Genomic DNA, 25,959 nt, shown 5'->3' with positions numbered 1-25,959 from the left:
CGGTTACGCGGTTACGCGAGAGTGAAGTAGGCGAGGCTGCCGAGTCCGGCCACCGAGCAGTAGATGGCGAACGGGATGAGGGTGCGGTTCTCGAAGTAGCGGACAAGGAAGCGCGTGGCGAGGTAGGCCGCCACGAACGCGGCCACGCTTCCCGCCAGCAGCGGACCGCGCAGGCCGTTGCCCTGTGAACCGAGCAGCGGCGGCAGCTTCAGCAGGGCGGCGCCGCCGATCACCGGAGTGGCGAGCAGGAACGCGAAGCGTGCGGAGTCCTCGTGGCCCAGGCCCTTGAAGATGCCCGCGCTGATGGTCGAGCCCGAGCGGCTGATGCCGGGGAAGAGGGCGAGGATCTGGGCCGCTCCGATCGTCACGGCCTGCCGGATCGTCATCCTGGTGATCCGCAGGTCCGACTGCTCCTCCTCCGACAGATGCTCCTCGCCTGGGGCGACGGCGGCCCCGGCCCGCCTGCGGCCGGTCCCGCCGCGCCGCAGTTGCTCGGTGACGAAGAGGACGATGCCGTTGAGCGCCAGGAAGATCGCCGTCGGGACGGGCTTGCCCAGCGTCGTACGGAACACCTTGTCGAGCGCGACACCGGCGACCGCGACCGGGACGCACGCGGTGACGATCAGCCAGGCGAGCCGCTGGTCAACGGTCTCGATCCGGCGCTGCGTGATGGACGTCGCGAGGCCCCGGATGACGCGGACCCAGTCGCGCCAGAAGTAGACGACCAGCGCGAGCGCCGTGGCCAGATGGAGACCGACAAGCTCATTGAGGTACAGGGAGCCGTCGGCGGAGACGTCCAGATCGTGCTTCCAGTGCCCGCCCAGGAGAGCTGGTATCAGGATGCTGTGCCCCAGGCTGGAGACGGGAAACAGCTCGGTGACGCCTTGCAGCAGGCCGACGCCCACGGCTTCGGGATAGGTCAGAACGGACATTGACTGGCCTTTGACTCGACATGCACGCGAGGCCGGAGCCGCAGGCACCGGTCACAGCGACTCTGGCAGGCAGAAGCTACTACACGCGGGAAAATGCAGGCCACATCGGGAATCGGCGTCTCACCGTCTTCTCCCAGGCTTGGATGGTCCGACGAGCTGGCCGGCCATCAGCTGGATGACGAGGGCGACGGCGGACGGCGGGGTCATCGATGGGGTAGATCTGCCGCCGGCCCTCACGGCGGCAGCGGACGAGACCCGCGTGCCCACTCAGTGTGGGCGCCATCGGACACCCGGACCGAACGCGACCGCACGCCGGAAGGCGCGGTGAGCCGGCGGAATTCGCCGTGTTCTAGATATGCACGGAGCCGAAGCGTCTCACCGCCCCTATTGGTTGCTATATTGCGCAAATGTGGAACTTGGGGCGATATGAGCCATGCCTCCGCATATGGCTTACCAAGAACCCGGCGCAGGAGGGGCCCGCGCATGCCCATCAGCCACCAGGCACCGGCGCGGTGGCAGCACGGCCACCGCGTAACCGCGCCTCCTCCGTCCCACCGCAGGCGCTCACGGACTCCCGTACGCAAACGCAGGCGTGACGGCCGGCTCCGGAGGCTGGCCATGAGCGGCCTCTCTCTGCTGATCCTGGTCACTGCGGGGCTCGGCTGCATCCATGTGACCCTGAACGGGAGCATCAAGACCTTCGACGGTGACGGCCTCTCCAGCAACCGTCCCAGAGCGACGGGCAGTGGGGAGAACGTCCTCGTCATCGGCTCCGACGGACGCGTCAACGGCAACAACGCGCTGGGCGGCGGGAGCAAGCACGACATCGGCCGCTCCGACACCGCGTTCCTCCTGCACATCTATGCCGACCACCGGCACGCCCTCGCCGTGTCGATCCCGCGTGATGCGCTGGTCACGATCCCGCCCTGCCAGCTCCCGGACGGATCCTGGACGCAGACACGGGCCGACGCCATGTTCAACTCCGCCTATTCCGTCGGCCAGACCACGAGGGGCAACCCCGCCTGCACCCAGAACACCGTCGAGCGGCTCACCGGGCTGCGCGTGGACCACACGATCGTCATCGACTTCAAAGGCTTCGCGCAGATGACCGAGGCGGTCGGCGGGGTGCCCGCGTGCGTGCCGCAGGACATCTACCAGAAGGATCTCAGCCCGGGCCGCGCCACCCGCGGCCGGCTTCTCCTCCACAAGGGCGAGCAGACCCTGTCCGGGAAGCAGGCCCTGGACTACGTGCGGATCCGGCACGGCATCGGGGACGGCTCCGACATCGGGCGCATCAAGCGGCAGCAGGCGTTCGTGGCCGGCCTGATCAAGAAAGTGAAGAGCGCCGGGCTCACTCCGGCCAACCTGCTGCCCCTGGCGGAGGCCGCCACCAAGTCGCTGACCGTCGACTCCGGCCTGGGAACGGCGGACAAGCTGATCTCTTTCGTCATGTCACTGAAGGACATCGACCTGCACCACACCAAGTTCGTCACCGTCCCGTGGCGCTACGACCGCGCCCGCGTCGCCCTTGTCCATCCGGACGCCGACAAGTTGTGGGCGGCACTGAAGGCCAACCGCCCCCTTGATGACGGGAACGCCGGCATTGCCGGGCCCGAAAGCCGGGCAACCAGCCACCCGCCGAGCGCTGAGCCGGTGGTCTCGGGAAACGGGATCACCGTGGTGGTCCACAACGCCACCCACACCAGCGGACTCGCCTCCACCGCGGCGCGCACACTGACCCGCCACGGCTTCGCCGTCACCGGCACCGGCACCGGCACCCACCGGGACCAGACCGTCACGCTCATCCAGTACGCCCCGGCCCTCAGGACCCAGGCAGAGCAGGTCGCCCGGCTCTTCCCCGGCGCCCAGCTGCAAGCTCTCACCAGAGGAGGCATCACCGTGGTCCTGGGGCAGACCTACGCCGCCTCCGCCCAGCCGGCCTCACCCCCGCACACGCCGGTGACCTCGAACACCCGCTCCGCGGACGACTCGCCCTGCTCCGACCTCTCGTACGGATGAGTGGGTGCGGAACCCAGTGACGACCGGGCTTCCGAGGCGGATCTCACCCGCAGGACATGAGTGAGGCGGAACCTTCGACGCCACGTAGCACGTTCTCCCCAGAGACCGAACCCGGAAGGGTGCCGAGCCTGGCGTTGCGACACGCCACGTGACCGTGCGGACACAGAACGAATCCGGCACCTGTGAACCGAGACACGCCGGGTGAGGAGCAGCCCGGATGTTTGCTAGATTGCGCAACCACGCAATCGAGGTGCAGCCCCACTTCATCCGACGGACCGGCCGCAGACCGCTGGCCGCACACCCCGAGGGAATGCCGGGCCCGAGCGTTCCTGGGAGTGTGACATGAGTGACCTGCGGGACGGCTCCACTGGCCGCGCCCCACGCCGCCGCACCGCCCAGGTGCCCCGCCAGCGCACCGACCAGCCCGCAGACGGGCGCCCGCCCGGCGGCCGGGCGGCGGCACGGGCCGCGTCCCGGTCCTCCGGCCGTGGAAACTCACGCCGCCGCGTCCGGCCGACGCGCCGGGGCAGGCGGGTGCTGCGGATCGCCGGGACATGCCTGGCCGTCCTGGTCCTGGTGACGGCCGGTGCCGGCTGGTGGTTCTACGAGCACCTGAACGGCAACATCAACAGCATCGCGCTCGACGGCAAGGGCGGCAGCGAAAAGGCGGACGCCTTCGGCCGCACGCCGATCAACATCCTGGTGATGGGATCGGACGGCCGCACCAGCGCCGCCGACTGCAAGCTCGGCGGCGGCTGCTCCAAGACCGGCGTGCAGACCGGCAACGGCAACGCCGACGTGGAGATGGTCGTCCACATAGCCGCCGACCGCTCCAACGCCACCGTGATGAGCATCCCTCGCGACACCATGACCAACGTGCCGGCCTGCACCGACCCCACGTCGAAGCAGTCCACGTCCGGCTACTACGGCCAGATCAACAGCGCTCTCTCATACGGCCCGGCCTGCCAGGTGGCCACCATCCACCAGCTCACCGGAATCCCCATCGACCACTTCATCAAGCTCGACTTCTCCGGCGTGGTCAGCATGTCCGACGCGGTCGGCGGCGTCGACGTGTGCGTCAGCGACAACGTCTACGACACCTACTCGCACCTGAAATTGTCCAAGGGCGACCACACCCTCAAGGGCGTCGCGGCCCTGGAGTTCGTCCGCTCCCGGCACGGCTTCGGCGACGGCAGCGACCTCGGCCGTACCGTCTCCCAGCACCTGTTCCTCGGCGCGATGATCCGCAAGTTCAAGAGTGCCGGCACCCTCACCGACCCCACGAAGGTCTACGACCTCGCCGATGCCGCGACCAAGGCCCTCACCGTCGATGACGGCCTGGGCAGCGTCAGCAAGCTGGTGGGGCTGGCCTCCGACCTGGACAAGGTTCCCTCCAAGCGGATCACGTTCGCCACCATGCAGACCGCCCCCGATCCGAACAACAAGGACCGGGTCGTCCCGGGTGCGGGGGCGAAGTCGCTGTTCGCGAGCATCGCCAATGACCAGTCGCTGACCACCGGTTCGGGCAAGAAATCCGCAGCGGCCTCCGCCACCGCCCCGGCCGTCCACCCCTCCCAGATCGCCGTGACCATCGAGAACGGCACCACCGTCGGCGGCCGTGCCTCCCATCTGGCCGGCGCCCTGACGGACAAGGGCTTCAGCCAGGGCACCACCACGGCCAACGCCCCCGCCACCGCGGCCACCACCACACTCACCTACGGCACCGGCCAGAAGCCGGAAGCCCAGGCGGTGGCCGGCGCCCTGGGCCTGCCCTCCTCGCACCTCAAGCAGGGCAGCGGCAGCGGCTTGACGCTGGTCATCGGCAGCGACTGGCCGAGCGGCACCAGCTACCCCAGCAACAGCGGCAGCACCGGCGCTTCCTCCCCCGCCCCCGCCGACACCCACGCCGCGGTCTCCAACGCCCACGCCCAGACGGCCGACCAGTCCAAGAGCTGCGCCCAGGTCAGTCCCTACAGGACCGTCTCCCTCAACGGCGTCAGCATGACCCCCGCCCAGGCATACGCCGCTGCCCGCAACCAGCCCGACTCCGACGCCTGAAACCACTCATCGCCACAAGTGTTCATCTCGCCACTCTTACAACCTTGGGAGCGATTGAGTTCGGGGCGTTGGCCTGGCGGGTTGGCTGGTGGGTGATCAGCAGGCGGCCTGCCGGGCGAGCACCAGTTCCGTGCTCGACTTGCGGCGGGTCGCCCGCCGGGCGGAGCGGTCAGAGACCAGGGCTGCGATCGCGAGGTGGGTCTCGGCGTAGGTCTCGCGGCGGCCGGTGAACCGCTGCAGGGGCCGCCACTGCTTGTACTCGGCGTTGGTGTGCTCCACGCAGATCCGCGCGGAGGACTGGCGGCGTCGCTGCTCGCGCCAGGCGTGGTGCTCGCCCAGCGGCGCGTCGTCCTTCGGCTTCTTCGGCGGGGCGCTGACCTGGCCGGGAAACTCGTTGGCCAGGCCTCGGTAGCCCTCGTCGACTTCGGCCTTGACTTTGGGGTTCCGGTGGAACTGTTCGGCGATGCCCTCAGTGCGCACAGCGGTCTGGTCGTGCATCCGGCCCGGCCGGACCACACCGCTGAACAGGGTGCGGCCCTGCGGGTCACTAAAGGTGGTGGTCTTGATGGTGTTCTGCTTCTTCTTGCCGGAGATGAACGCCCTGCGGCCGGGGCGGTGGGCGCGGGGGCGGCGGACCTGAACTTCGGTGCCGTCGATGCGCAGGTCAACGCCCTCCGCGTCGGCGTAGGCGAACAGGTCCTCCAGCGTCCGCAGCCGCACCCCCGGCCGGTCGGGGACGGCGAAACCGCGGGTCGCCAGCAGCGGGCGGACCTCGCGGATCGCTCCGGATACGGTGGAGCGGTCCACTCCGTAGAGTTCAGCCAGCGCGGCGTGCGGGATCCCGAGCCGCAGGTGGACCAGTGTGACCAGGAGCCGGTCGACGAAGACCAGGTACTGCTTGGGTCCGGCGCCGGCCGCTCGCCTCCGGTCTCCGCCACGCCGCTCGTGCAGCGCCGCCTCGCGCGCGGCCTGCCACCGGCGCGCGAGTTCTTTGAGTAACTCGCCGAAGTGTGCGCGAGAGATGCCGGACAGCGCAGGATGGGAACAGGCCGCACGGGCCCAGGTAAGCCTCACAACTCACCCAACCAGTACGGCCGTTCTCATGTTACGGGCCAGTGGCACAGCACTCTTGATCGTCTTCTGAGCGGCGCCTAGGCTCCCATGCCCATGGAGATGGGGGAACCAGACCGCGGGCGGCGGGCATGGCACGACGGGCTGGTCAGGCGTCGTGTAGCCGCAGGCCTGCTGGCCGGGGCGGGACTGGTCATTCTGGGCACGCTGTTCGTCGTACTGCCGGGGGTGGTGGTCGACCACGATCTCGCCGGGGCGAGAATCGCCGCGCAGGATCGACTGACGGCGGTGAACGATGTCCGTACGACGCTTCTGCAGGTGGTCGGCGGCCTGGTCGTGCTCTTCGGCGCGTACGCCACCTGGCGGCAACTGCGGGTGAGTCAGGACGGTTTGCGCGCCACCCAGGAGGGCTACGTCACCGACCGATTCAGCCGGGCCGTCGACCAGCTCGGCAGCGACAAGCTGGATGTGCGCATCGGCGGGTTGCACGCGCTGTTGCGGATCGCGGAGCAGTCCGCCCGCGACCGGGAGGCCATCATCTCCATCCAGGCCGCGTATCTGCGTACACACCTGCCCTGGCCACCCGCCGGGCCGGAATCACCGGCGGCAGACGTGCCCATCAACGACATCGCACCCCTGGAGACCCGTGCCGCCGATGCCCAAGTGGCGCTGACCGCGCTCGGCGTGCTGTGCCAGCACCGGGAGCAGTCCTGGGTCAATCTCAGCATCACCGACTTGCGCCGGGCCGACTGCGACGGACTGTGGTTCCCCGAGGTCAACTTCGACCGCGCTTGCATGGAGGCGGCGGGCCTGTACCACGCCAATCTGACCCAGGCGTCCCTGGTCTCGGTCAACCTGCGGCACGCCGACCTCACCACTGCGATTCTCCGCCGGGCCCGCTGCATCCTGGCCGACCTAAGGGCCGCGAAGCTGGTCGGAACCGACTTGCGTGACGCCGACTTCACCGAGACCGACCTGCGCGAAGCAAACCTGCGTAAGGCCGACGCCCACGGCGCGGTCTTCCACCGCGCCGACCTCCGCATGGCCGACTTGCGCGGCACCGACTTGAGCACCGCCAACCTTGTCGAAGCACGCCTGACCGGCGCCCTGGCCAGTGAGCACACCCGCTGGCCCGCCGACTTCGACCACACGGCCGCCGGAGTCGTCGTCACGGATGACCCCGGACCCGAGCCCTCGCCCCTACTCCAGCCGCCCGGGATGACGTGGCAGGCACCGCCGCTGAGGTCCACTCCCTGACCAAGACGCGCCGGTCAAGACTGCGGCGACCGCGATCCGCCTGACCGGCGTCACTCCTCCTCAGCGGCGCCCTGATCGCGCAGAGCCCCAGGCCGCCAGGCAGATCCGAGAGCTGATATCGCTCCCAAGGTCGTTAGCGAACACATCGTCGCTTGCGCAATGATGGAACCGTCCATGAAGGCGATGGGGGAGGACCGGGGCCGTGCGGGAGACGACTACTGCGGAAGGCGTGCTCGAGGAACTGGCGCGAGGATGTCCACTGCCGCCGCATGACGAGGCGCGGGATGCGTATCAGCCGGTCGAGGTGTACGACGAGGCCGGGTGGCCGTGGCCGGGATCCGTCACCGGATGGTGGACGAGCCGCGAAGGCGTCACCGCCTGCCGGCTGCGGCTGTCAGGCGTGGCGGCTCCGCGATGGGTCCTGTACGACACGGACCGGATCACCCTGCGGGTTCAGAGCGGCACGTAGATCGCTGTCAGTCGGTCTGTCAGAGATGGCATGCTCGGATCAGCGAGCCTGGCGACCTCCCCGTTCCGCGCCGCCTGCTTCCTCCGGGCGCCCCAGCAGGAACGGCACGACACCACGCTCAAGCAGAGCCAGTTCCCACTCTTCCCGCCTCCTTGTCAGCTCCGGCGCCGTACCGTCCAGCGCACCCCCCTGACCGTCCGATCGATTGCGTGCCGCCGCCACGAGCACGTAGACGAAGTCCCCGATCAGCCCGCCGGCGGTCACAGCGGCGGCGATCAGCCCGGCAGTGATCAGTCCGCCGCTGAGGTAGGGGCGCCTCCGAACACCCGCAGGCCGTACCCGATCACGAGGAAGACAGCCGCCGAAACGCCGCCAGACTGGGCACGAGCACCGCCAGCACCGGAAGCAGCCCGCCACTGCCTTGGGCCTCGGCCCCCGGGCACCGCTCGCATCCCGCTGCCCACTCGTCGCGGCCGCCGCTGCCCTGGCTTGGAGGAACGTCCGGTACTCGATGGCTGCGGCGCCGGCGATCCCGGCCCGCGCCTGGAGGGCCCGAGTACGCAGCTGCTCACGGTTGAGAACCGCTCCGGAGCGCCCCAGTGCGTCCGTGACCTGCTGCGACTTCAGGGCCTTGTCCAAGACGCGCCCGAACGTCACGTCGATCTCTGCCTCAGGAGATTCAGTCTCCTGCCTCTGTCCCCCGCGCATCACAGCGTCACCGTCCACAACCTCTGCGGATCGACCACATCGACGTACAACCGAAGGATTGAGTTTATTTAGTTCCCCGATTGCGCAACTGTTAAAGGACTGGGGGTCCTCCCACTGCCGTTGATCTGGAGTCCCGATGCCGGAATCCCCCACCCCCAAGCCGCACATCCGCGGGTTTCGAGAAGCCGCACGCCACCGTGTGCTGCGCCTGCTGCATCGACGCAAGCGACGCACACACCATGTCGCCCAGGACCCGGCTCACGCCGTCGTCCGACTCTCTGGAGAGATCACATCCAAGAACGCCGGCCGTGTCGCCGACAACCTGCGCAATTCCCTCCGCCCGACTCCCCGTACTCTGGAGATCGACCTCCAACGGGTCACCTTCCTTGACAGAGAGGGCGGCAAGGCGTTCCTCCCCGTGCTGCGTGCCGCCCAACAACACGGCACCAAGGTGATCGTCACCCACGCAAGCGCCCAGGCCCGCAACACATTCGACCGACTGGGTCTGACCCACCTGCTCGACATCCGCGAAGGGGCCATGCCGGACGGCGAGTAATGCCAGACGAGCGCCTGATGGCACGTGCCGTGGCTCATTCTGCCGGGGTCACTGCAGGACCCCGACCGCGCGCGCGATGACCAGCGCCAGGGTCAGCAGCGAGATCGTGGACTGGGTGGACATCAGCAGTTTCGCCCAGCGGGACAGCGGCATGGTGTCGGTGGGGCTGAAGGCCGTGGCGTTGGTGAGGGCCACATAGAGGTAGTCCATGTACTGCGGCTCCCAGTCGTCGGGCGCGATGCCCTCCTGCTGCATCTGGGGGAAAAGGAAGTCCGGGTGCTGGTGCGTGCCCAGGGCGCGGGCCACCGGGCCGCCTCGGTCCCACTCCCAGTACCAGAGGCTGAAGGCGATGATGTTGGTCAGCCAGATGCCGCCGCCGGTCGTCAGCAGCGCCGCGGCGTTGGAGCCCTCGGTGCCGTGCAGCAGGTCGCGTACCAGGATGACGGCGGACCAGCCGTTGGCGAGGCTGACCGCGGCGGCCAGCAGCAGGCCCAGTGCGCGCAGCAGACGGGAGCGGTACTCGATCCGCCGGTGCGGATGGGCCACCCACAGCGCCGCCATCATGCCCAGTTCAAGGGCGGGCAGCAGCCAGTGCGGGTGGATGCTGAGTCGTTCCGGCAGCATCCACTGCACCCAGACGGCCACCAGCAGCGCGGCCATCACCGCCCAGCGCTGCTCGCCACGGGTGTGCCGCTGCCACGCGGGACGCTCGGACTCGGATGCCTGCTCGGCCGGAGCGAGCAGGCCCTCGATCCGTTCCAGGCGGATGTGCAGGAGCTCGGTCCAGTGCTCGGGGCCAGGGTGCGGGTTGTCATGGGTGGTCATGGGCCCATTCTCGACAGACCCTTGCTGCATTACGCAAGCAAGCAACTACTTCGACCGCCCAGGAGCCGGACGCACAACGCCTGTACCAGTTGCCGGACGCCGGACAAGGCACCGTCCCGAACCAGGAACCCTGGCATGTTCGACCGGCTGCGCTGAAGGCCGAGTTCAGCGGGGATTCTGTCCGAACCGCGCTGTGATCCACGCGGCACCGCGCTCGGCCAGTGCCCGTCTGCGTCCCCACCGTGACCGCCGCACGCCAACGGACGAGGAGCGGGTCTGCGGTGGTGAAGCCGCCAGATCGGCGAGACGGCCGGCAGCCCGCGCCAGTTCCGTCTGCAGCCTTCGGCGGCGTTCGGAAGAACTGGCCCTCAGTAACGCCGAATAGAGTCCCTCGACCTCGGCCACGGCAGCGCCCAGCCGCAGGTTCGCCTCACGCACTCGCCGGTACTCCCCGCGCGGCATGCAGCCCTTCCTTCCCCCGATACAGGGGGCGGTCCCCACGGAACTTCGATTATTGCGCAACTCCGCAAGCCAGGCGCCTCAGGATGTCTCCACAGCCTTTCCCGCCTTGGACCAGTTCGCATGCAGCCGGTCCAGGTACGAGCGGGCCTGGCTGTCCGGGGTCGCACCGTGGGCGAAGGCGAGCATGTTGCCCGTGCCGGTGTTGTACCCGAGGGCCAGCAGGTCGTTCCTCTTGTAGGGGGCGGTCCAGTGGGCCGGCAGCTGGGCCGACAGGTCATGCAGGTACCAGGCTTCGGCCTCGACGGCGAGGTCACGGTCGTCCGGCAGTTCCTCCCAGCGGCGGCCTGCGAAGTCCCGGTCCTTCTTGACCTCGTCGAAGGTGGCGCGGTGCATGTTGGCGATGCCGAAGGCCGCGTCCGGCTTGTACTTCTGCCAGACCCGCTCGAAGGACGGGTCATGCGGCTTGTACGCCTCGTTGTAGAGGATCGCCATCACCAGCTGGGCGCTCACACCGGCTTGACGGGCCCGGGTACGGACCTGGGCGGCGTAGTCGGCGGGGTCGTACGACGAGGTCGCCGGCGAGGGGGAGGAAGCAGGGGAGCCGGCCGACGGGCTCGATGGGGAGACGGACGTCTTCCCATGGGGCGGCGGATTGCCCTGCGGGGTGTCGGCCGCGCGCACGATGATGTACACGACCAGGGCGAAGACCAGCACGAGCAGCCACCGTCGGCGTTTCGGGGCTCCGGACTCTGTCATAGCGCGCCTTCCTCGTGCCCCGCCTTCGGTTGACAGCCTTGTACAGCAGGGAGCCTAAGACAGGCGTGAACCGGCGCCGGGCACCGTCGATCGACCGGGTCGGCCCACCGGAGCAGAACCGCCGCCGCCATCGCGCTCGAAGCGAGCCCTGGCCACCTGCAGACCTGCGGCGTAGAGGATCAGGACAGCGGTGAGCAGCAGGTAGTACACGGCCGGCAGGGCGGTCAGGCCGAGCATCGAGCCCAGCGGTGAGGGGGGAAGCGCCAGGCCGATGACGGCCAGGGCCAGCGCGGCCCAGGCGACCGGTCCCGGCCTGCGGAATGGGGCCGTACGGCGGCCGGAGCGCAGCAGCACCATGACCAGGGCCTGGGTGACCAGGTTCTCCGTGAACCAGCCGGAGTGGAACACCGCCTCGTCCAACCCCCTCCCCGGCCCGTGCACCACGAGCGCGAGAACACCGAAAGTGGCGAGGTCTGCGACGGCGTTGAGCGTCCCGAAGCCGGTGATGAAGCGCAGCAGGTCCCGTGGGTCAAGCACGGTCGGCCGGCGCAGGGAGGCGGTGTCGGGACGGTTGTGGGCGAAAGTGAGCTGGGCGGCGTCGAAGCACAGGTTCTGCAGCAGGACCTGGGCCGGGAGCATCGGCAGGAAGGGCAGCAGCAGACCGGCGGAGAGCATGGCGAGGACGTTGCCGAGGTTGGACGAGAGTGTGGTGCGCAGGTAGGTGACGATGTTGCCGCCTGCGTGCCGGCCCGCGGCGACGGCGTGCGCGATCGCGGTGAGGTCCTTCTCGGCGAGCACCACGTCCGCGGCTTCCCGGGCGACGTCGGCGGCATTGCGGGGGGCGATGCCGACGTCGGCGGTGTGCAGTGCGGGCAGGTCGTTGACCCCGTCGCCGAGGAAGCCGACGGTGTGTCCGGCGGTGCGCAGGGCCTCGGTGATCCGGACCTTGTGTTCCGGGGTGCAGCGCGCGAAGACGGTCGTGCGGGCGGCGACCGCGGCGAGTTCGGCGTCCGTGAGGTGGTCGATGGCGTCGGCGGTGAGCACGGCGTCATCGGTCACGACGATGCCCAGGTCGAGGCAGGCACGGACCGCCGTTCCGGGATGGTCGCCCGTGAGGATCTTGACGGTGACACCCCGGTTGGTGAGGACCTTCAGGGCGTCGGCGGCGGTGGGCGCGAGTTCGTCCCGTAGGGTGATCAGGCCTTGGAAGGTCAGTCCGCGTGCATCGGTCAGCGTGTAGTCGCGCCAGCGGGAGGAGCGTTCCCCGGTGGCGACCGCCAAGACGCGCACCCCGCCGTCGGCCTGCCGTGCAGCGAGGGCGCGCAGCCGTTCCCGCTCGTCGTCCGGGAGGGTGCAGCGGTCGAGTACGGCCTCGACGTCTCCCTTGACGACCAGGGTGTGCATGCCGAGGCGGCCGGGGGTGCGCACGACCGCCAGGGCGAGGCGGTGGTCCGGGGCGAAGGGCACGGCCGCGACTCCGTCGTACGCCGTGAGCTCGTCTTCGTCGACGGCGTCCAGGATCGCCTCGTCGAGGGCGTCGGGTTCGGGCAGGTCGGCGAGCTGGAGGGTCCACCAGGCGTTGACGGCGGCCCAGTGCAGGACTTCGGGATCGTCCCGGCCGTCCGGGCCGAGGGCGCGGTCGGCGACGGGCCGGTCCTGGGTGAGGGTGCCGGTCTTGTCCAGGCACAGCACGTCGACGGCGCCGACGTCGTGCAGGGCCGGCAGCCGCTTGACGATCACACCGTGCGTGCGGGCCAGCAGCGAGGCCCCACGGGCGAGGCAGAGGGTCACGAGGACCGGCAGCATCTCCGGAGTCAGACCGACCGCCACCGCCACGGCGAACGGCAGCGTCTCCAGGCCGCGGTCGCGCAGCGCCGCGTTCGCCATCAGCACCAGCGGCGGGGTGAGCAGCATGAACCGGATCAGGATCCAGGAGATGCCGTGGACGGAACGCTCGAAGGCGCTCGCCTCCGGCCGGCCGGTCCTGCGCTCGTGCGCCGCGGCGAACCGGGTGTGCGCGCCGGTCGCGGTGATGACCGCGGTGGCACTGCCGGAGGCCACGCTGGTGCCCTGGAAGCAGAGCTGCGGCTGCGCAAACAGCCCGCCGCCGGCCGCGCGAGGCAGGTCGTCGGCGGATTTGGCGACGGGTGCGGATTCCCCGGTCAGCGCCGCCTGGTGCACGGTCAGGCCGCTCGCCCGCAGCAGGCGCACATCCGCCGGCACCAGGTCGCCTGCCCCCAGCCGGATCACATCGCCGGGGGCCAGCTCGGCCACGGGTACCTCGCGGGCCGCCGGGGCTGCCTCCTCGTCGGGCCGCCGGAGCACAGTGGCGGTCGTGGCGACCAGTTCGCGCAGTGCGGCCGTGGAGTGGTCGGCCCGGTGTTCCCCGGAGGCCCGCAGGACGCAGCTCACCACGACGAGCAGCAGGATCACCGAGGCGGTGTTCCAGGCGAGGACGGCTGCCGAGACCAGTCCGAGGCAGGCCAGCACCGCGGTGAACGGGTCGCACAGGCTTCTCAGGAACAGCCGTGGCCAGGAGGCCGCGCGCCAGGCGGGCCCAGTGTTCTCCCCCAGCCGGGCCAGCCGTTCCTCGGCCTGTGCCTCGGTCAGCCCGCGCGGCCCGCTGTCCAGCCGCCGCAAGGTCTCCAACACGGTCGGCGCAGACAGATCCGGCGAAGCCCCTCCTCGGGGGGCGCATACGGCCGACGGGCCAGGCGGCTCGGCCTCCCGCCCCGGGGCCGCGGTGGTCTCAGCCACCGGTCCCGCGCAGCTCACGCACCGGCGCGAGGGCATGCTGCGAACGTGCCGTCAGCTGCCCGACCATCACCCGCACCACGGTGACGACCTCCGGGTCACCGATGTAGTACACCTGCCGTCGGCCCTCCCGGCGGGAGTTCACGAGCCCGGCCAGCTTCAGCTTGGCCAGATGCTGGCTGACGGCGGGCAGTGCTCCGCCGACCCGGTCGGCGAGATGCGTGACGTCGCTCTCGCCCTGCGACAGCGCCCACATCAGATGCAGCCGGGCTGCCGAGGCGAGCAGTCCGAAGGCCGCGGCCGCCTGGGCGAGAACCTCGGCGGACGGATCCTCGAAACCACTGACGTTCTCCGTCACAGTCCTCTCCCGTCCAGACCTCTACACAGCCAACACCCGTGTGCCCACTCAGTGTAGGCGGCCGAATGCCGGGCATTCCCGCACCGAGAGGGCAGTGGATCAGTCCTCGTAGTAGTTGTTGACCACCACGTCCGGCTCGTCGTCGTCGAACGCCTCGTTCAGCAGCGCGCCGCCGATGAGACCCGCCGCACCGGCACCGATGAGCGCGCCCGCACCGAACCGGCGGCCGCCGCCCTGCTGCTGGTGGTCGTGGTGGTCCTGGTACGGCTGTCCGTACCCCTGCTGCTGCGGATAACCCTGCGGTGCCGTCGCCTGCGGATACCCCTGCTGCGGGGGCGCGTAGAACGGCGGCGCCGTGGTCTGCAACCGCTGGGCGCAGCCGCCGCACGCCTGCACCGGCCGGGGCACGCCCCACTGCGGGGACCAGGTCACGGTCGTCATGCCCGGGCGGTGGTTGGGGTCGAAGAAGCACGTCACGGAAGAACTCCCTGAGGATTGCGGGGATCCTGCGAGCGCCGGGGCAGGTGAGGAGACAACGGTCGGCGGCGGTGCCGTGGACGTCGGCGGCACCGGCGGCGGGGTGACCGGGACCGGATCGGCAGGGGCCGTCTCGCGCAGGACATCCACCCCGTAGTCGGTGGCGATGCCGGCGAGACCGGAGGCGTAACCCTGGCCGACGGCGCGGAACTTCCACTCCGCGCCGTGCCGATACAGCTCGCCGAAGACCAACGCGGTCTCGCTCGACAGGCCACCGGCCGCGAGGTCGTAGCGGACCAGTTCAGTGCCGCTGTCCCGGTCGACGACGCGGATGTGTGCCCGGCGCACCTGCCCGAAAGTCTGGCCGCGGGAAGCCCCCTCGTAGAGGGAGACCGGGAAGGCGATCTTCTCGACCTGGGCGGAGACCCGCGTGAGGTCGACATGGATCTGCTGGTCGTCCGCGCCCGCGGGGCTGCCACTGCCGACATGGCAGACCGAACCGTCGGGGCTGGTCAGGTTGTTGAAGAAAACGAAATGCTCCTCGGACAGCACCTTGCCCGACTGGTCGCACAGCAGCGCGCTGGCGTCCAGTTCATAGCCGGTGCCCGCCTGCCAGCCCAGCCCGACCGTCACCGCAGTCAGGCCGGGAGCCTGCTTGCTGAGCGACACGTTGCCGCCCTTGGTCAGGGACACACTCATGCACGTCCTCCGCAGCTGCTTCCGCTTCCCGTCGTCATCAACGTGAACCCACGCCTTCCAGTTCCCGGCTTGCGCAATGTCATGAGCCAGTGACAGCACCACAACGACTCATCACCAGTCACCACAAGCGCTGGCCGGTCCTCGCATCGATCCATAGGCTTGCGCAAACAAGCAATCCGAAGCACCGGCGTCCGGCGGACCCCGCCCGACCCGACCCGACTGGAGGACAACGAAGTGGGCATCATCGGCTGGATCATCCTCGGCCTGTTCGCCGGAGGGATCGCCAAGATCCTGCTGCCCGGCCGGGACCCGGGCGGGCTGATCGGCACCACTCTCATCGGCATCGCGGGATCCTTCATCGGCGGCTGGCTCTCCGCCCACTTCCTCCACCGCTCGGTCGAGAAGCACTTCTTCGACCTCTACACATGGGGCGCAGCGATCGCCGGATCCTTGGTGCTGCTCATCGGTTACCGCATCCTGTTCGGCAACTCGCGGGACTGACCCGGGCGCCGCGATTGCCGGTCACAGATGGACGGCAATCGCGGGCAGCAGATCCTGGAACGTACGCCCGGCGGCAGGCTCACCGATGGCCCAACTGCCAGCCAATTCACTCCCGATGGAGCTTGGCCATGATCCGGGCGGTGTACGTGCCGCCTCCGCTGAGCGCGTAGCGGGCGAGTTCCCCGTTCCGCTCGTCGACCAGACGACAGAAGGCATCCTGCACCTCAGCGAAGGTCTGCCCGGTGAACGAGTTGACCGGGAAGACGATCTGGTCGACGTGGGCGGGGACTCGGGCGAGGTCGACCAGGATTGACCTCGTCATCTCCTCCGGCGCCGCTGCCACCGGTGAGGTTGTCTCCGAGGTGTCGTACGGATCCGTCATCACCAAAGCGCACCCGCTCGCGCTTCTCCTGCTCCTTGGGCGTCAGCCCGCCACCATGTGGGTACCGCGTGACGATGTCGTATCGCAGCCGTGCCGAGCGTCGACAGTTGTCACTGGCGGAGCCGGATACGCCGAAGAGCCGGGCCGAGCAGCCTGGCTGTGACCAGGTCGAGGAGTGACGCATGACGGGTTCCGGGTGGGCGGAATCTTGTGGATGTCCCAGATGTCGGTCAAGCTGACTGGATGGGAGCACCTTGAAACGGAGGGCGGCGCGGGTGCTGCTGTGGGCAGTGTCGTGCACTGCGGCGGCAACCGTCCCGTTGGGGCTTTCGCTGTTGTCTCAATGGTTCGTGCTGTTCGTATGGCGCGAGGGGTACCACGACCTCCTCACCTTTCTCATATTCGGGTGCCTGCCGGTCTATCTCGGCCTGCCTGTGCTGATGTTCCGATACGCCAAGGGGCACCGGGACGACCGGATCGGAAAATGGAGGGCTGTGGTCTGCTTCCTCGGCATTGTCGTCGTGTTCGGCGGCTTGTTCAGCGGCGTCACGTTTGGCGCATGGGCCGGCGACCAGCAAATCCTGCACGACCGCGGGGCGACGGCTACGGGCGTCATCACCAGGACCGAGGACGTGAGGGGCGACAGCGGCAGCGTTGACGGAGTCGAGACCGATGTCCGTCTCGGCGACGGCACGACGACGACCGTCGTCGCCGATGTGGAAGCCGGCGACCGCGAGCGCGCTGTCCGAGCACTGTCGGCTGCGTGGGCTGCGGCACGCGAGACTGAGCCCGCCTACAAGCTGTACGAGGTCAACCTCTCAGCGCAGTACGAGTCGTCGCCGATGTCTCTCGGGGCCATGGGCGAGTACCTGAGCGACTTCGAGACATGGTTGAGGGCGCCCAAGGCTGAATGATCAGCGCAAGATGTGTCTGACTCCCCCAACCCTGGAGACCGGGCCCGGCCAGCTCAGCACCAGGGGCCTCCCCCAGCCCCAGACTGCGGCCCACAGTGCCTGACATGGCCGATCGCCGACGGGAGTAGCCGAATCCGGTTCGTGAGCGGGAGCAGAGCCGTTGCCTGACGGTGTCCGTGGCATTTTCGGCCACACACCGGCGGCGGCCGGACGCGCCGCGTAATCTCGCAGGCATGGAGGCACCCGCGCCCGGCGCAGCGCAAAACGCCGCAACGCAGGATGTCCAGTACGAAGCGCGCCGCCGGCTGGACGCCTACACCTACCTCAGCGCGCCCGAGCGGCTGGAGCACCTGGCGATCATGCGGGTCTTCTGCGGGACCCTGCTGGCGGACCTGGCCGTCCCGGACGTCCTGGCGAAGCTCCGCCAGGCCGGGGGCCCTGCCGCCGGGCTCGACGCCGACACTCTCACCGTCCGGCTGGAACAGCTGGTGCGATGGGGCAACCTGCTGCGCAGCAGCCACACGGTCAAGGCGTCCAGCATCAGCGAGTACCAGCGGTCCCGGGCCCGCTATCAGTTGTCGAAGTTGGGCGAGCGCATCCAGCGGGACGCCGATGGCGTCCTGGCCGAGGCGGACGCCGCCCGGGAGGTGAGCAACGAGCTGCTCGCCCTGGTCGAGCGCGGGCTCAGGGAGCTGGCCGAGCTCGTGACCGCGCCCGGCGGCATCGAACCGCAGGACGGGCTGGAGCGGGTCAGCACGCTGTTCGTGCAGTTCACCGAGTTCGCGGATTCCATCCGGGACTTCTACGCCTACCTCGGCCAGGTTCTGGCCCGGTACGACCTGGACAGCGCCGAGTACCAGGGCTTCAAGGTGCTGCTCCTCGACTACGTCGAGGCGATCACTGAAGACGTGGCGTTCCGCGCGCCCCGGATCTCGGCGGCATTGGACACGCTGTGGCCGCACGTCCCGGGTCTGCTGGCCCGGCTGGACGCTCACGCACAGGGGCTCACCGGCCTGTCACCGCAGGGCGACGGCCGCCTGGAGACACGGGTGCAGCGCAGCCGTGGGCGCGAGTTCGCGGACTGGGAGGGCCTGCGCGGCTGGTTCAGCGACACCGACGGGCAGTGCAGCCAGGTCGCTCACCTGCGGGACGCCACCCTGCGCGCGTTGCAGTCGCTGCTCGCCAATGCCAAGCGGATGCTGCGGTCGGCCACCGGGGAGATGTCACGGCGCAAGGAACTGCTTCGGCTGGCCCGGTGGTTCGAGGAAGCGGCGCCGCAGGACGCGCATGACATCGCCGTCGCCGCCTTCGGGCTGTACGGCGCCCGTCATCTGGGCATACCCCCGGCCACCGACGAGGTGGTGCCCGCCTACACGAGCTGGTGGACCGGGCCGGTCGTCGAGGTGCCGGTGGCCCTGCGGGAAAGGGGCAGCCGCGCCCAGCGGGGCCGGACGTCCGCGGTGGAGGACCACTCCGCGCAGAAAAGGCGGCTGCGGGACGCAGCCCGTGAGCGGGCGGCGGCCAGGGCAGCGGCGGCGGACGAACTGCGCAGTGCCTCAGGACGGTTCGCCGAGGTGCGTCTCACCTCTGCAGCGCTCGGTCTGCTCCTGGAGCTGCTGGCCACCGCACTCGGGAATGCGCAGTTGAGGCGTCGCGCCGACACGGACGGGGTGGGCGCGACGGAATTCGACCTCGACCAGGCGCACAGCGAGGACGCCGAGCTGGGCATCCGGCTCACCGTGCGACGCACGGCGGGCGCCCGGTGCGTCTTGCACTCGGTCGACGGCGACCTGCTGCTGGACGACCTGGAGCTGGACGTCGGCCGTACCTCCTCCGACGTGGCCGACGGCGATGCGGAGGTGAGCGTGTCATGACCCTCCCTTCGACACACGACGTGGCCCTGGCCGCCGAGCGCCGCAGCGCCGCCCGGCTGCTGCTCGCCCATCCGCTGGTCACCTCGGACGGCCCGCACGCCGACCTCTTCCCGCTGATCCGCAGGCATGCCGACTGGCTGGGCAAGCGGTTCCAGCAGGTGCTCGGCTACCGCCTGCTGGTCGACAGCTCATACGCCCGGCTCTTCAAGGCGGGGCTGGGAGCAGGCGCGGGCCGCCGCCTGGAGCGCGCCGCCGGTACCCCCTTCACCCCGCACACCTACGCCTGTCTCGCGCTTGCCCTGTCCGTGCTGGTGACCGCCCCCGAACAACTGCTGCTGTCACAGCTGGTGGCCGACATCAGGGCCGCCGCGGCCGACGCCGAGATCGAGCTGGAGGAGACAGGTAGGGCGGCCGGGAAACGGACCTTGGTAGCGGCTCTGCGCCTGTTGGTCGAGTGGGGCGTCCTCATCGAGACCGAGGGCCATGTGGCCGCTCTCGCGCAGGATGCGGGCGGAGAGGCCCTGATCACAGTGGACCGCGAACTGGCCCGCGTCGTCGTCGCCGGCCCGCTCGCCCAGGCCCGTGACGGCGCCGACCTGGTCCGGCGGGCAGCGGACCCGGGGTTCGGCGGACCTCGCACCTATGTGCGTCGGATGCTCGTCGAGACACCCGTCGTCTACCTGGACGAGCTGACCGACGCCGAACGCGACTGGTTGCGCACCCGGCAGCGCCGGGAAGCGCAGGCGTTCTCCGAACTTCTGGGCCTGGAGATGGAGATCCGCGGCGAGGGGGTGGCGCTGGTGGATCCAGAGGACGAGCTGACGGATCTGCACCTGCCGGGTACCGGGACGGTCGCCCAGGCCGCGTTGCTGCTGGTGGAACGGCTCGTGGGGCGACTTCGGCCGCAGGAGCCCGGACACCCGGCGACCGGAGGGACGCTCGTCATCGGCGTGGCTGTCCCGGACGGCCTCGTGGACGAGCTGCTGGCTGAACTGGTCGCCGAGTACGGACAGCGCAGCAACTGGCAGCGCGGTTACCTGGAGGACCTCTCCGCCCTACGGGAGGCCGCGCTGGACCTGCTGGCCCACATGCGGCTGATGGCCCGCGCCGGCCGGCTGCGTGCCGAGGGAGAGGGCCTGCCGGAGGGATACGCCGAAGAGGCACCGGAGGGGCGCACCGTGACCGATGTTCGTGGGGCGCGTCCTGGCAGTGACGGCTGGGTGCTGCTGGCCGCGGCGGCACGCTATGCCACCCACGTGACCGTGCGCCCGGCCACCGCAGTCGGCAAGGGCACCGACATTCAGGAGGAGTTGCCGCTGTGACCACCGATGCGCGTGGCCTCGTCCCACTGCCGCGTTCCGGCCCCACCACGACCGCCGGCACCCGCTTCCGGCTGCACCGCGCGGGCATCCAGAACGTCTGGCAGTACGACGAGCAGGAGTTCGCCTTCGGCGACGGACGGCTGCTGCTGCGTGGCAAGAACGGCGCGGGCAAGTCCAAAGCCTTGGAAATGCTGCTCCCGTATCTGCTGGACGGCGACTCACGGGCACTGGACGCGACAGGCACCGGCAGGACCACCCTCGCCTGGCTGATGCTGGACGGGTTCGAGCAGACCAACCGTCTCGGCTACCTGTGGGTGGAGTTCCGGGGCACGACCGACGGCGGTGACCACCGCCACGTCACACTCGGCGCCGCCATCCGCGCCTCGAAGTCGACACAGAAGGCGCTGCCGACGTTCTTCGTCACTCCGCTGCGCGTCGGTGAGGACCTGCACCTGGTCGAGGGCGGAAAGCCCCTGCCGGTCGACCGGCTCAAGGAGATCATCGGCTTCGACAACATCACCGACCGCGCGGTCCTCCACCGCTCGCGGGTGGCTCGGGAACTGTTCGGCATCACCGACGCAACCCGCTACCGCAACCTCACCCAGCTCCTCCACCGGCTGCGGCGGCCCACGGTCGGGGACCGCATCGAGCACGGTGGACTCGCCTCCCTGCTGAGCGAGACCCTGCCGGGACTCGACGAGGACGTGGTCGAGAAGGTCGCGCGCAACCTCCACGACCTCGACGCCGTACGCGACGAACTCGGCCGACTGGAGCGCACCGATACGGCGCTGCGCACCTTCCTCACCAGTTACCGCGGCTACTTGTCCGGAGTCCTGCGCGCGTCCGCGCAGGCAGTGAGCCAGGAGCTGGAGATCCTCGCGCAGCGACGCCGGGCGGCCGGAGGCGCCACACAGCGGACCAGCGAACTGAGGACGCGGGAGGAGGAGTCGGAGGCCCGGCTGGAAACCCTGCGCGAAGAGGAAGAAGCCGCCCGGACCGACCTCGCCGCCCTGCACGCCAGCCACGCCTACCGCAGCCTGCGCGAACTGTCGGAGCGCCGCAGCACGGTCGAGGCGCTGCACACCGCCGCCGTGGCCGCCTTCACCGCCCTCAGCAACGCACACGGCGCAGAGGAGGGCGCGGCCGAGCGGTTGGCCGACGGTGTCGAGCACCTCGGCAGCCGGCTCGCCGAACTGGGCACTGAACACCGGGAACTGCTGACGCAGGCGGAGAAGGCCGGGCTTCCCGCCGGCTATCTCGGCGAGGCAGTAGCCCTGCCCCGCACGCTCCGCTCCCAGGCTGTCGAGACGAAGCTGACCGCTCCGGACGGGGAGACGCACACCGTGCAGCATCGGTCGGTCGTCCGCGTGGACGCGGCCGCGGTGCAGGACGGACTGCGGTCCTGGCTGGGACAGCTGGAGGGCGCCGAGACGGTCGCGAAGAATCGAACCCGGATGGTCCAGGAGGTGACGCGTCTCACCGCACGGGCAGAGGAGTCCCGAAGCCGGGCGGCGCAGGCCGACACCGAGCGCGAACGGCTGGAAGGCGAGGCGGAAGAGGCCGCCAGCCGTCTCGATGCCGACCGCGAGAAGGTCGCCGAGGAGAGCGGTGCCTATGCCCGCCGGGTCGTCAAGTGGGTAACACGCACGCGGGCCGCCGTCGGGTCCGGCTGCCCGCCCCTGGACACCGTCCACACCACGGTCGCCTGCGAGAGCTCCGCCGACGCCCCGTTCGCGGACCGCACGCTCCCGCCCGACATCGACGGCCAGGCGTGGCAAGCCGCCCATGCCGCACTGGAGCCGTACAGCGAGGAACTCACCAGACGCCGCGACGCCCTCGCACTCACCGTCGGCCGGCTAGATGAGGAACTCGGCCGCCTGGCGAGTCAGAAGCGTGACTGGGAGCGACGTACCGATCCCGAGCCGCCGGTCCCCCACCACCGCATCGCCGAAAGGACACCGGGCACCGGAGCGCCTTTCTATCGGCTGGTGGACTTCGCGAATGATGTGAGCCCCGCGCACCGGGCCGGTCTGGAAGCAGCGCTGGAAGCCAGCGGAATCCTGGACGCGTGGGTCGGCGCGAACGGCGCTCTTGTCGATCCCGGCACCCGTGACACTCTGCTGCGTCCCGGCCCCGCGCTGCCGGACGGGCCGACCCTCGCCTCGGTCCTGCGCCCAGCACCCCAGCCGGCCTGCGGTGTCACGTCCGAGCAGGTGGAACATCTGCTGGCCGCCATCGCGCTCGCACCGGCTGCGGACACGGCCGCTCATGACGCGGTGTACTACGACGGAAGCTGGCGCCTCGGCATCCTCAGCGGCCGACACCACAAGAATGACGCCGAGTACGTGGGAGCCGCCGTACGCGCCGAGACCCGACGGCGCATCCTCGCCGAGCTGGAACAGCGGCTCACGCAGACGGAGCAGCGGCTGGCCGACGCCCGTCACGAACTCACCGAGGCCGACGCCCAGCGTCGGGCCCTCAGGCTCGCGGGGCAGGATTTCCCCCAGGCACGCGGTCTCGCCGACGCCTGGAGCAGAGCCGAGTCGGACGAGAGGAGACTGCGGGACCTGACCGCCAAGGCCACCCGCGCAGCACGGCTGGCCGAGGAGGCCCGCGCCCTCGCCGTAGCCGCCCGCGCCGAGGCTGACGCCACCGCCACCGCCCACGACCTGCCCAGCGACCCCGCCGAGCTGGAACGCGTACGCGCCGCGCTGGCTGCCCTTCTCACCGGCATCGGGCATCTTCACCGAGCGATCGGCAGCACGGGCGAGCGGCTCGGCACCCATCACGCCGATGCCGAGCGATACGAACGCGCCCATAGAGATCGCCTGGCCGCGGAGGAGAACTACCGGCTTCGCCTCAGCGGGCTGCGTACCGCGCAACAGGACCTACGCACCCGCGAGGAGGCCATCGGGGCAACCGAAGAAGAGATCCTCACTCGCGAGCAGGAAACCAGACAGCGCATCGCGCACGCCGCCCAGGCCCTTCCGGCGGCACAGCGGGCCCGCGACGACCTTCACGACCGGCGCGTGCGTGCAGAAGAGGAGGAGAAGCGTCTGCGCGAGGACCTGGCCGCGCAGGAGACGGCGGTCATCGCAACCGGCAGCGCACTTCGCGGCGCACTCGGCCGGCCGGAGGTGGTGCGCGGCGCCGGGCTGGACCGATCCTCACTGCCCGAGGACGTGGCGGACGATCCCGGCTCGGACGTCCGCAGCCGTCTGCGGGCACTGCGGACACTGGCCGACGCCGTGGAACAGACCCTCGGCCGTCCGAAGGGCGAGGTCTCGGACAGCACCCTGCTCAACCGGCACACCGAACTGCGCGACCAGCTGGCCGGCGGCTACGACGCGCAACTGGAGGAACGCGACGGCATCAAGGTGTGCCGCCTGATCGACGACCACGGTTCCCACGATGTCGCGGCCGTGGGTGAGCGGATCGCTGTCCAAGCGGCAGAGGCCCGGGGACGGCTCACCGAGCGCGAACGTGAGGTATTCCAGCGGTTCCTGACCGGCGAGCTCGGCGACCATCTCTCGGCCCAGGTCATCACTGCGGCGAACCTGGTCGCGGCTCTCAACGACACCCTGCGGACCGTACGCACCTCCCACGGTCTCGGCGTGGAACTGCTGTGGAAGCTGGACGAGGACGTCGACGCAGACGTGCGGGCGGCTGTCGAGCTGCTGCGCAGTCCGTCAAGCCTGCGCACCCGTGAGCAGACCGAGCAGCTCCGCGAGGTGCTGCACCGCCGAATCGAGGATGCCCGACGGGCCGATCCCTCAGCCGGTTATGCCGCCCATCTGCGGACCGCGCTCGACTACCGTGATTGGTTCCGCTTCCACACCTTCGTGGTCGAGGACGCCGCCCCGGGACGCAGGCGGAAACTGACCGGCCGCACCGGGCTCAGCCAGGGCGAGCAGCGAGTGCTCTCCTACCTCGTTCTCTTCGCCGCGGCCGCCGCCCACTTCACCAGCCTCGCCGAGTCCGCACCCCACGCCCCGCGGCTGATCCTGCTCGACGACGCCTTCGCCAAGGTCGACGAACCCACCCACGGGAGGCTGGGACGCATCCTCGTCGACCTCGATCTCGACTTCGTCCTCACCAGCGAACGGCTCATGGGCAACTGGCCGGAGGTGCCGTCCCTGCACATCTACGAGTGCCTCCGCGATCCCCATGTGCGCGGGGTGGCCACCCTGCACTACACCTGGAACGGTCGGCACCGGCGGCTGGTGTCCGTATGAGCAAACTGCCCACGGCGACACGGGACTGGCTGGCCGGTCCCGGGCTCACCCGGCTTTGGGAAGCGGTACGCAAGCGCCTGGAAAGCAATGGCGTGCAGGCCACCGGTTCCGTCCGGCTGACCTCAGTGAGCGCCCAAGAACGCACCGACCTTTCGCTCCTGCTGGGCAAACCCGTCACGGGTGCTGTCGCAACTGTGCGCCTCGATGCACTCGACACCCGGCTGCGCGCCTCGGCGGCCGGACTCGGGCTCAGAGACGTCTTGGAGGAACTCGGGCCTCCGCTCACCGACCGCCGTGCCGTCCGCGCGGGTATCGCGGCACGGCGCGAGCACGTCTGGTCGTCGCTCGCCTCCGCGCTGGACACCTCTCCGCTCGTCGGCCAGGAGTGGACCGGCCGGTGGTACGACCTGCTGCGCCGCACCGGCGTACCGACAGGAGTGACACCCGAAACGGCGGTACGCACGATTCAGCAGGCTGTCCAGGTCCTCTCCGTACTGCTCGGCCCGGAGGCGGGTGGCAGCCGAGGCCGAGGAGAACTCGCCGCCATGGCGACCGGGTCCGCACACGGCCTGGACGACGGCACCTGGCTCGCACGCCTCGTCCAACGCGGTATCGCCCTCGCCCACAGCACTGAGTTCCCCGGTGACGCGGCCAGCCGACGTGCGCTGTGGCGGCTGGTGTCCGTCACACCGGACGAAGTCTCCAGCACAGTGCTGACCTACGGGCTGCGGCCCGTCGGCGGGGGCTGGCGGGAGCAGGCCCTGCGGGAGCGGGCAGACCATCACGCCGAAGCCCACCTCACGCCGCGCGATCTTCACGACCTCCAGCTGAGACTACCTGCCGGAGAAGTGGTCCACATCTGTGAGAATCCGCGCGTGGTGGAAGCTGCGGCGGACGCTGCCTGCGTCCGGCCATTGGTGTGCACGTCCGGCAGCGCCGCCACCGTGGTGCTCACACTCCTCGACGCTCTCGCCACCACCGGCTGCCGCTTCGCGTACCACGGCGACTTCGACTGGCCGGGCATCGCTCTGGCCAACCGGATCATCCGCCGTTACGAAGCCCAGCCATGGCGCATGGGCGCCGAGGACTACGAGCACCTGGCCGCTCGAAGCCAGGCCGAGGGAATCCCTCAGCTGCCGCTCGACGGCCAGCCCGTCAGCGCGGCCTGGGACCCCGGCCTCGCCCCTGCCATGACCTCTCTCGGGGTCGCGCTCCATGAGGAGATCACCCTCGACCTTCTGGTGGACGACCTGTTGGGTCAGACGTAGGAACGCCGCGGGACATGCGCAGGTGCTGAGGGAGGAGTCCCGGTGCTGGGAGCCGTCTGGGA

At 69.9% G+C, this 25,959-nt stretch carries 18 protein-coding genes and 1 pseudogene; 11 read left to right on the top strand and 8 right to left on the bottom strand.

The genetic code is table 11. The annotated features are described in order from the left end of the window. Nucleotides 1–11: 11 nt before the first annotated feature. Nucleotides 12–932, bottom strand: coding sequence for an undecaprenyl-diphosphate phosphatase (locus ACFYZB_RS22920; RefSeq protein WP_351215147.1), 921 nt, complete (start codon nt 930–932; stop codon nt 12–14). 618 nt (nt 933–1,550) lie between these two features. On the opposite strand from ACFYZB_RS22920, the gene ACFYZB_RS22915 reads away from it, so the two are divergent. Both ACFYZB_RS22915 and ACFYZB_RS22910 read left to right on the top strand, forming a co-directional pair. Continuing rightward, nucleotides 1,551–2,951: an LCP family protein gene (locus ACFYZB_RS22915; protein ID WP_388761545.1), complete on the top strand. Its 1,401-nt coding sequence runs from the start codon at nt 1,551–1,553 to the stop codon at nt 2,949–2,951. A gap of 342 nt (nt 2,952–3,293) precedes the next feature. Continuing rightward, on the top strand, nt 3,294–5,009 hold the full coding sequence (locus tag ACFYZB_RS22910; protein ID WP_388761542.1) for an LCP family protein: 1,716 nt from the start codon (nt 3,294–3,296) through the stop codon (nt 5,007–5,009). A 96-nt stretch (nt 5,010–5,105) separates the two neighbouring features. On the opposite strand, the gene ACFYZB_RS22905 is transcribed toward ACFYZB_RS22910, so the two are convergent. Beyond that, nucleotides 5,106–6,083, bottom strand: a complete 978-nt coding sequence (locus ACFYZB_RS22905) for a transposase family protein (protein WP_388761539.1) — start codon at nt 6,081–6,083, stop codon at nt 5,106–5,108. A gap of 99 nt (nt 6,084–6,182) precedes the next feature. Here ACFYZB_RS22905 and ACFYZB_RS22900 point away from each other — a divergent pair, with 99 nt between their 5' ends. The 3 genes from ACFYZB_RS22900 (at nt 6,183) to ACFYZB_RS22890 (ending at nt 9,070) form a co-directional block, all read left to right on the top strand. After that, nucleotides 6,183–7,337: a pentapeptide repeat-containing protein gene (locus ACFYZB_RS22900; protein ID WP_388761537.1), complete on the top strand. Its 1,155-nt coding sequence runs from the start codon at nt 6,183–6,185 to the stop codon at nt 7,335–7,337. A gap of 202 nt (nt 7,338–7,539) precedes the next feature. Next, nucleotides 7,540–7,806, top strand: coding sequence for a hypothetical protein (locus ACFYZB_RS22895; RefSeq protein WP_388761534.1), 267 nt, complete (start codon nt 7,540–7,542; stop codon nt 7,804–7,806). A gap of 844 nt (nt 7,807–8,650) precedes the next feature. Then, nucleotides 8,651–9,070 (top strand): STAS domain-containing protein, encoded by a 420-nt coding sequence (locus ACFYZB_RS22890; RefSeq protein WP_388761531.1) that lies wholly within the window; start codon nt 8,651–8,653, stop codon nt 9,068–9,070. 48 nt (nt 9,071–9,118) lie between these two features. On the opposite strand, the gene ACFYZB_RS22885 is transcribed toward ACFYZB_RS22890, so the two are convergent. The 5 genes from ACFYZB_RS22885 to ACFYZB_RS22865 form a co-directional block, all read right to left on the bottom strand. Beyond that, nucleotides 9,119–9,895, bottom strand: coding sequence for a hypothetical protein (locus ACFYZB_RS22885; protein ID WP_388761528.1), 777 nt, complete (start codon nt 9,893–9,895; stop codon nt 9,119–9,121). 540 nt (nt 9,896–10,435) lie between these two features. Then, on the bottom strand, nt 10,436–11,113 hold the full coding sequence (locus tag ACFYZB_RS22880; RefSeq protein WP_388761525.1) for a lytic transglycosylase domain-containing protein: 678 nt from the start codon (nt 11,111–11,113) through the stop codon (nt 10,436–10,438). Nucleotides 11,114–11,167: 54 nt separating this feature from the next. Beyond that, a complete protein-coding gene (gene mgtA / locus ACFYZB_RS22875) occupies nt 11,168–13,870 on the bottom strand; it encodes a magnesium-translocating P-type ATPase (RefSeq protein ID WP_388761522.1) in 2,703 nt (900 codons plus the stop codon). Continuing rightward, nucleotides 13,863–14,225, bottom strand: a complete 363-nt coding sequence (locus tag ACFYZB_RS22870; protein ID WP_351215127.1) for a metalloregulator ArsR/SmtB family transcription factor — start codon at nt 14,223–14,225, stop codon at nt 13,863–13,865. The genes mgtA and ACFYZB_RS22870 overlap by 8 nt, the downstream gene beginning before the upstream one ends. Nucleotides 14,226–14,324: 99 nt before the next feature. Further along, entirely contained in the window at nt 14,325–15,401 is a 1,077-nt protein-coding gene (locus tag ACFYZB_RS22865; RefSeq protein ID WP_388761519.1) for a TerD family protein, read from the bottom strand. Nucleotides 15,402–15,635: 234 nt separating this feature from the next. On the opposite strand from ACFYZB_RS22865, the gene ACFYZB_RS22860 reads away from it, so the two are divergent. Next, nucleotides 15,636–15,902 (top strand): GlsB/YeaQ/YmgE family stress response membrane protein, encoded by a 267-nt coding sequence (locus tag ACFYZB_RS22860; RefSeq protein ID WP_069779704.1) that lies wholly within the window; start codon nt 15,636–15,638, stop codon nt 15,900–15,902. Nucleotides 15,903–15,923: 21 nt separating this feature from the next. Here ACFYZB_RS22860 and ACFYZB_RS22855 read toward each other — a convergent pair. Further along, nucleotides 15,924–16,285: pseudogene (locus tag ACFYZB_RS22855) on the bottom strand (TerD family protein); the annotation flags it as partial. Between the two features lie 274 nt (nt 16,286–16,559). Here ACFYZB_RS22855 and ACFYZB_RS22850 point away from each other — a divergent pair. The 5 genes from ACFYZB_RS22850 (at nt 16,560) to ACFYZB_RS22830 (ending at nt 25,897) form a co-directional block, all read left to right on the top strand. Further along, the gene (locus ACFYZB_RS22850; RefSeq protein ID WP_388762096.1) at nt 16,560–17,198 is read left to right on the top strand and encodes a hypothetical protein; all 639 of its coding nucleotides are present in this window, start codon (nt 16,560–16,562) and stop codon (nt 17,196–17,198) included. A gap of 233 nt (nt 17,199–17,431) precedes the next feature. Further along, nucleotides 17,432–19,072, top strand: a complete 1,641-nt coding sequence (locus ACFYZB_RS22845) for a TIGR02677 family protein (protein ID WP_388761515.1) — start codon at nt 17,432–17,434, stop codon at nt 19,070–19,072. Beyond that, entirely contained in the window at nt 19,069–20,394 is a 1,326-nt protein-coding gene (locus ACFYZB_RS22840) for a TIGR02678 family protein (protein ID WP_388761512.1), read from the top strand. The genes ACFYZB_RS22845 and ACFYZB_RS22840 overlap by 4 nt, the downstream gene beginning before the upstream one ends. Beyond that, nucleotides 20,391–24,629, top strand: a complete 4,239-nt coding sequence (locus ACFYZB_RS22835; protein WP_388761510.1) for a TIGR02680 family protein — start codon at nt 20,391–20,393, stop codon at nt 24,627–24,629. The genes ACFYZB_RS22840 and ACFYZB_RS22835 overlap by 4 nt, the downstream gene beginning before the upstream one ends. Beyond that, nucleotides 24,626–25,897, top strand: coding sequence for a TIGR02679 family protein (locus ACFYZB_RS22830; RefSeq protein WP_388761507.1), 1,272 nt, complete (start codon nt 24,626–24,628; stop codon nt 25,895–25,897). The genes ACFYZB_RS22835 and ACFYZB_RS22830 overlap by 4 nt, the downstream gene beginning before the upstream one ends. Nucleotides 25,898–25,959: the final 62 nt, after the last annotated feature.

This window comes from Streptomyces sp. NPDC001852, assembly GCF_042891825.1.
Lineage (GTDB): Bacteria > Actinomycetota > Actinomycetes > Streptomycetales > Streptomycetaceae > Streptomyces.
The sequence above is the reverse complement of the archived record's forward strand: the minus strand, read 5'-3'. Positions and strand labels throughout refer to the sequence as shown.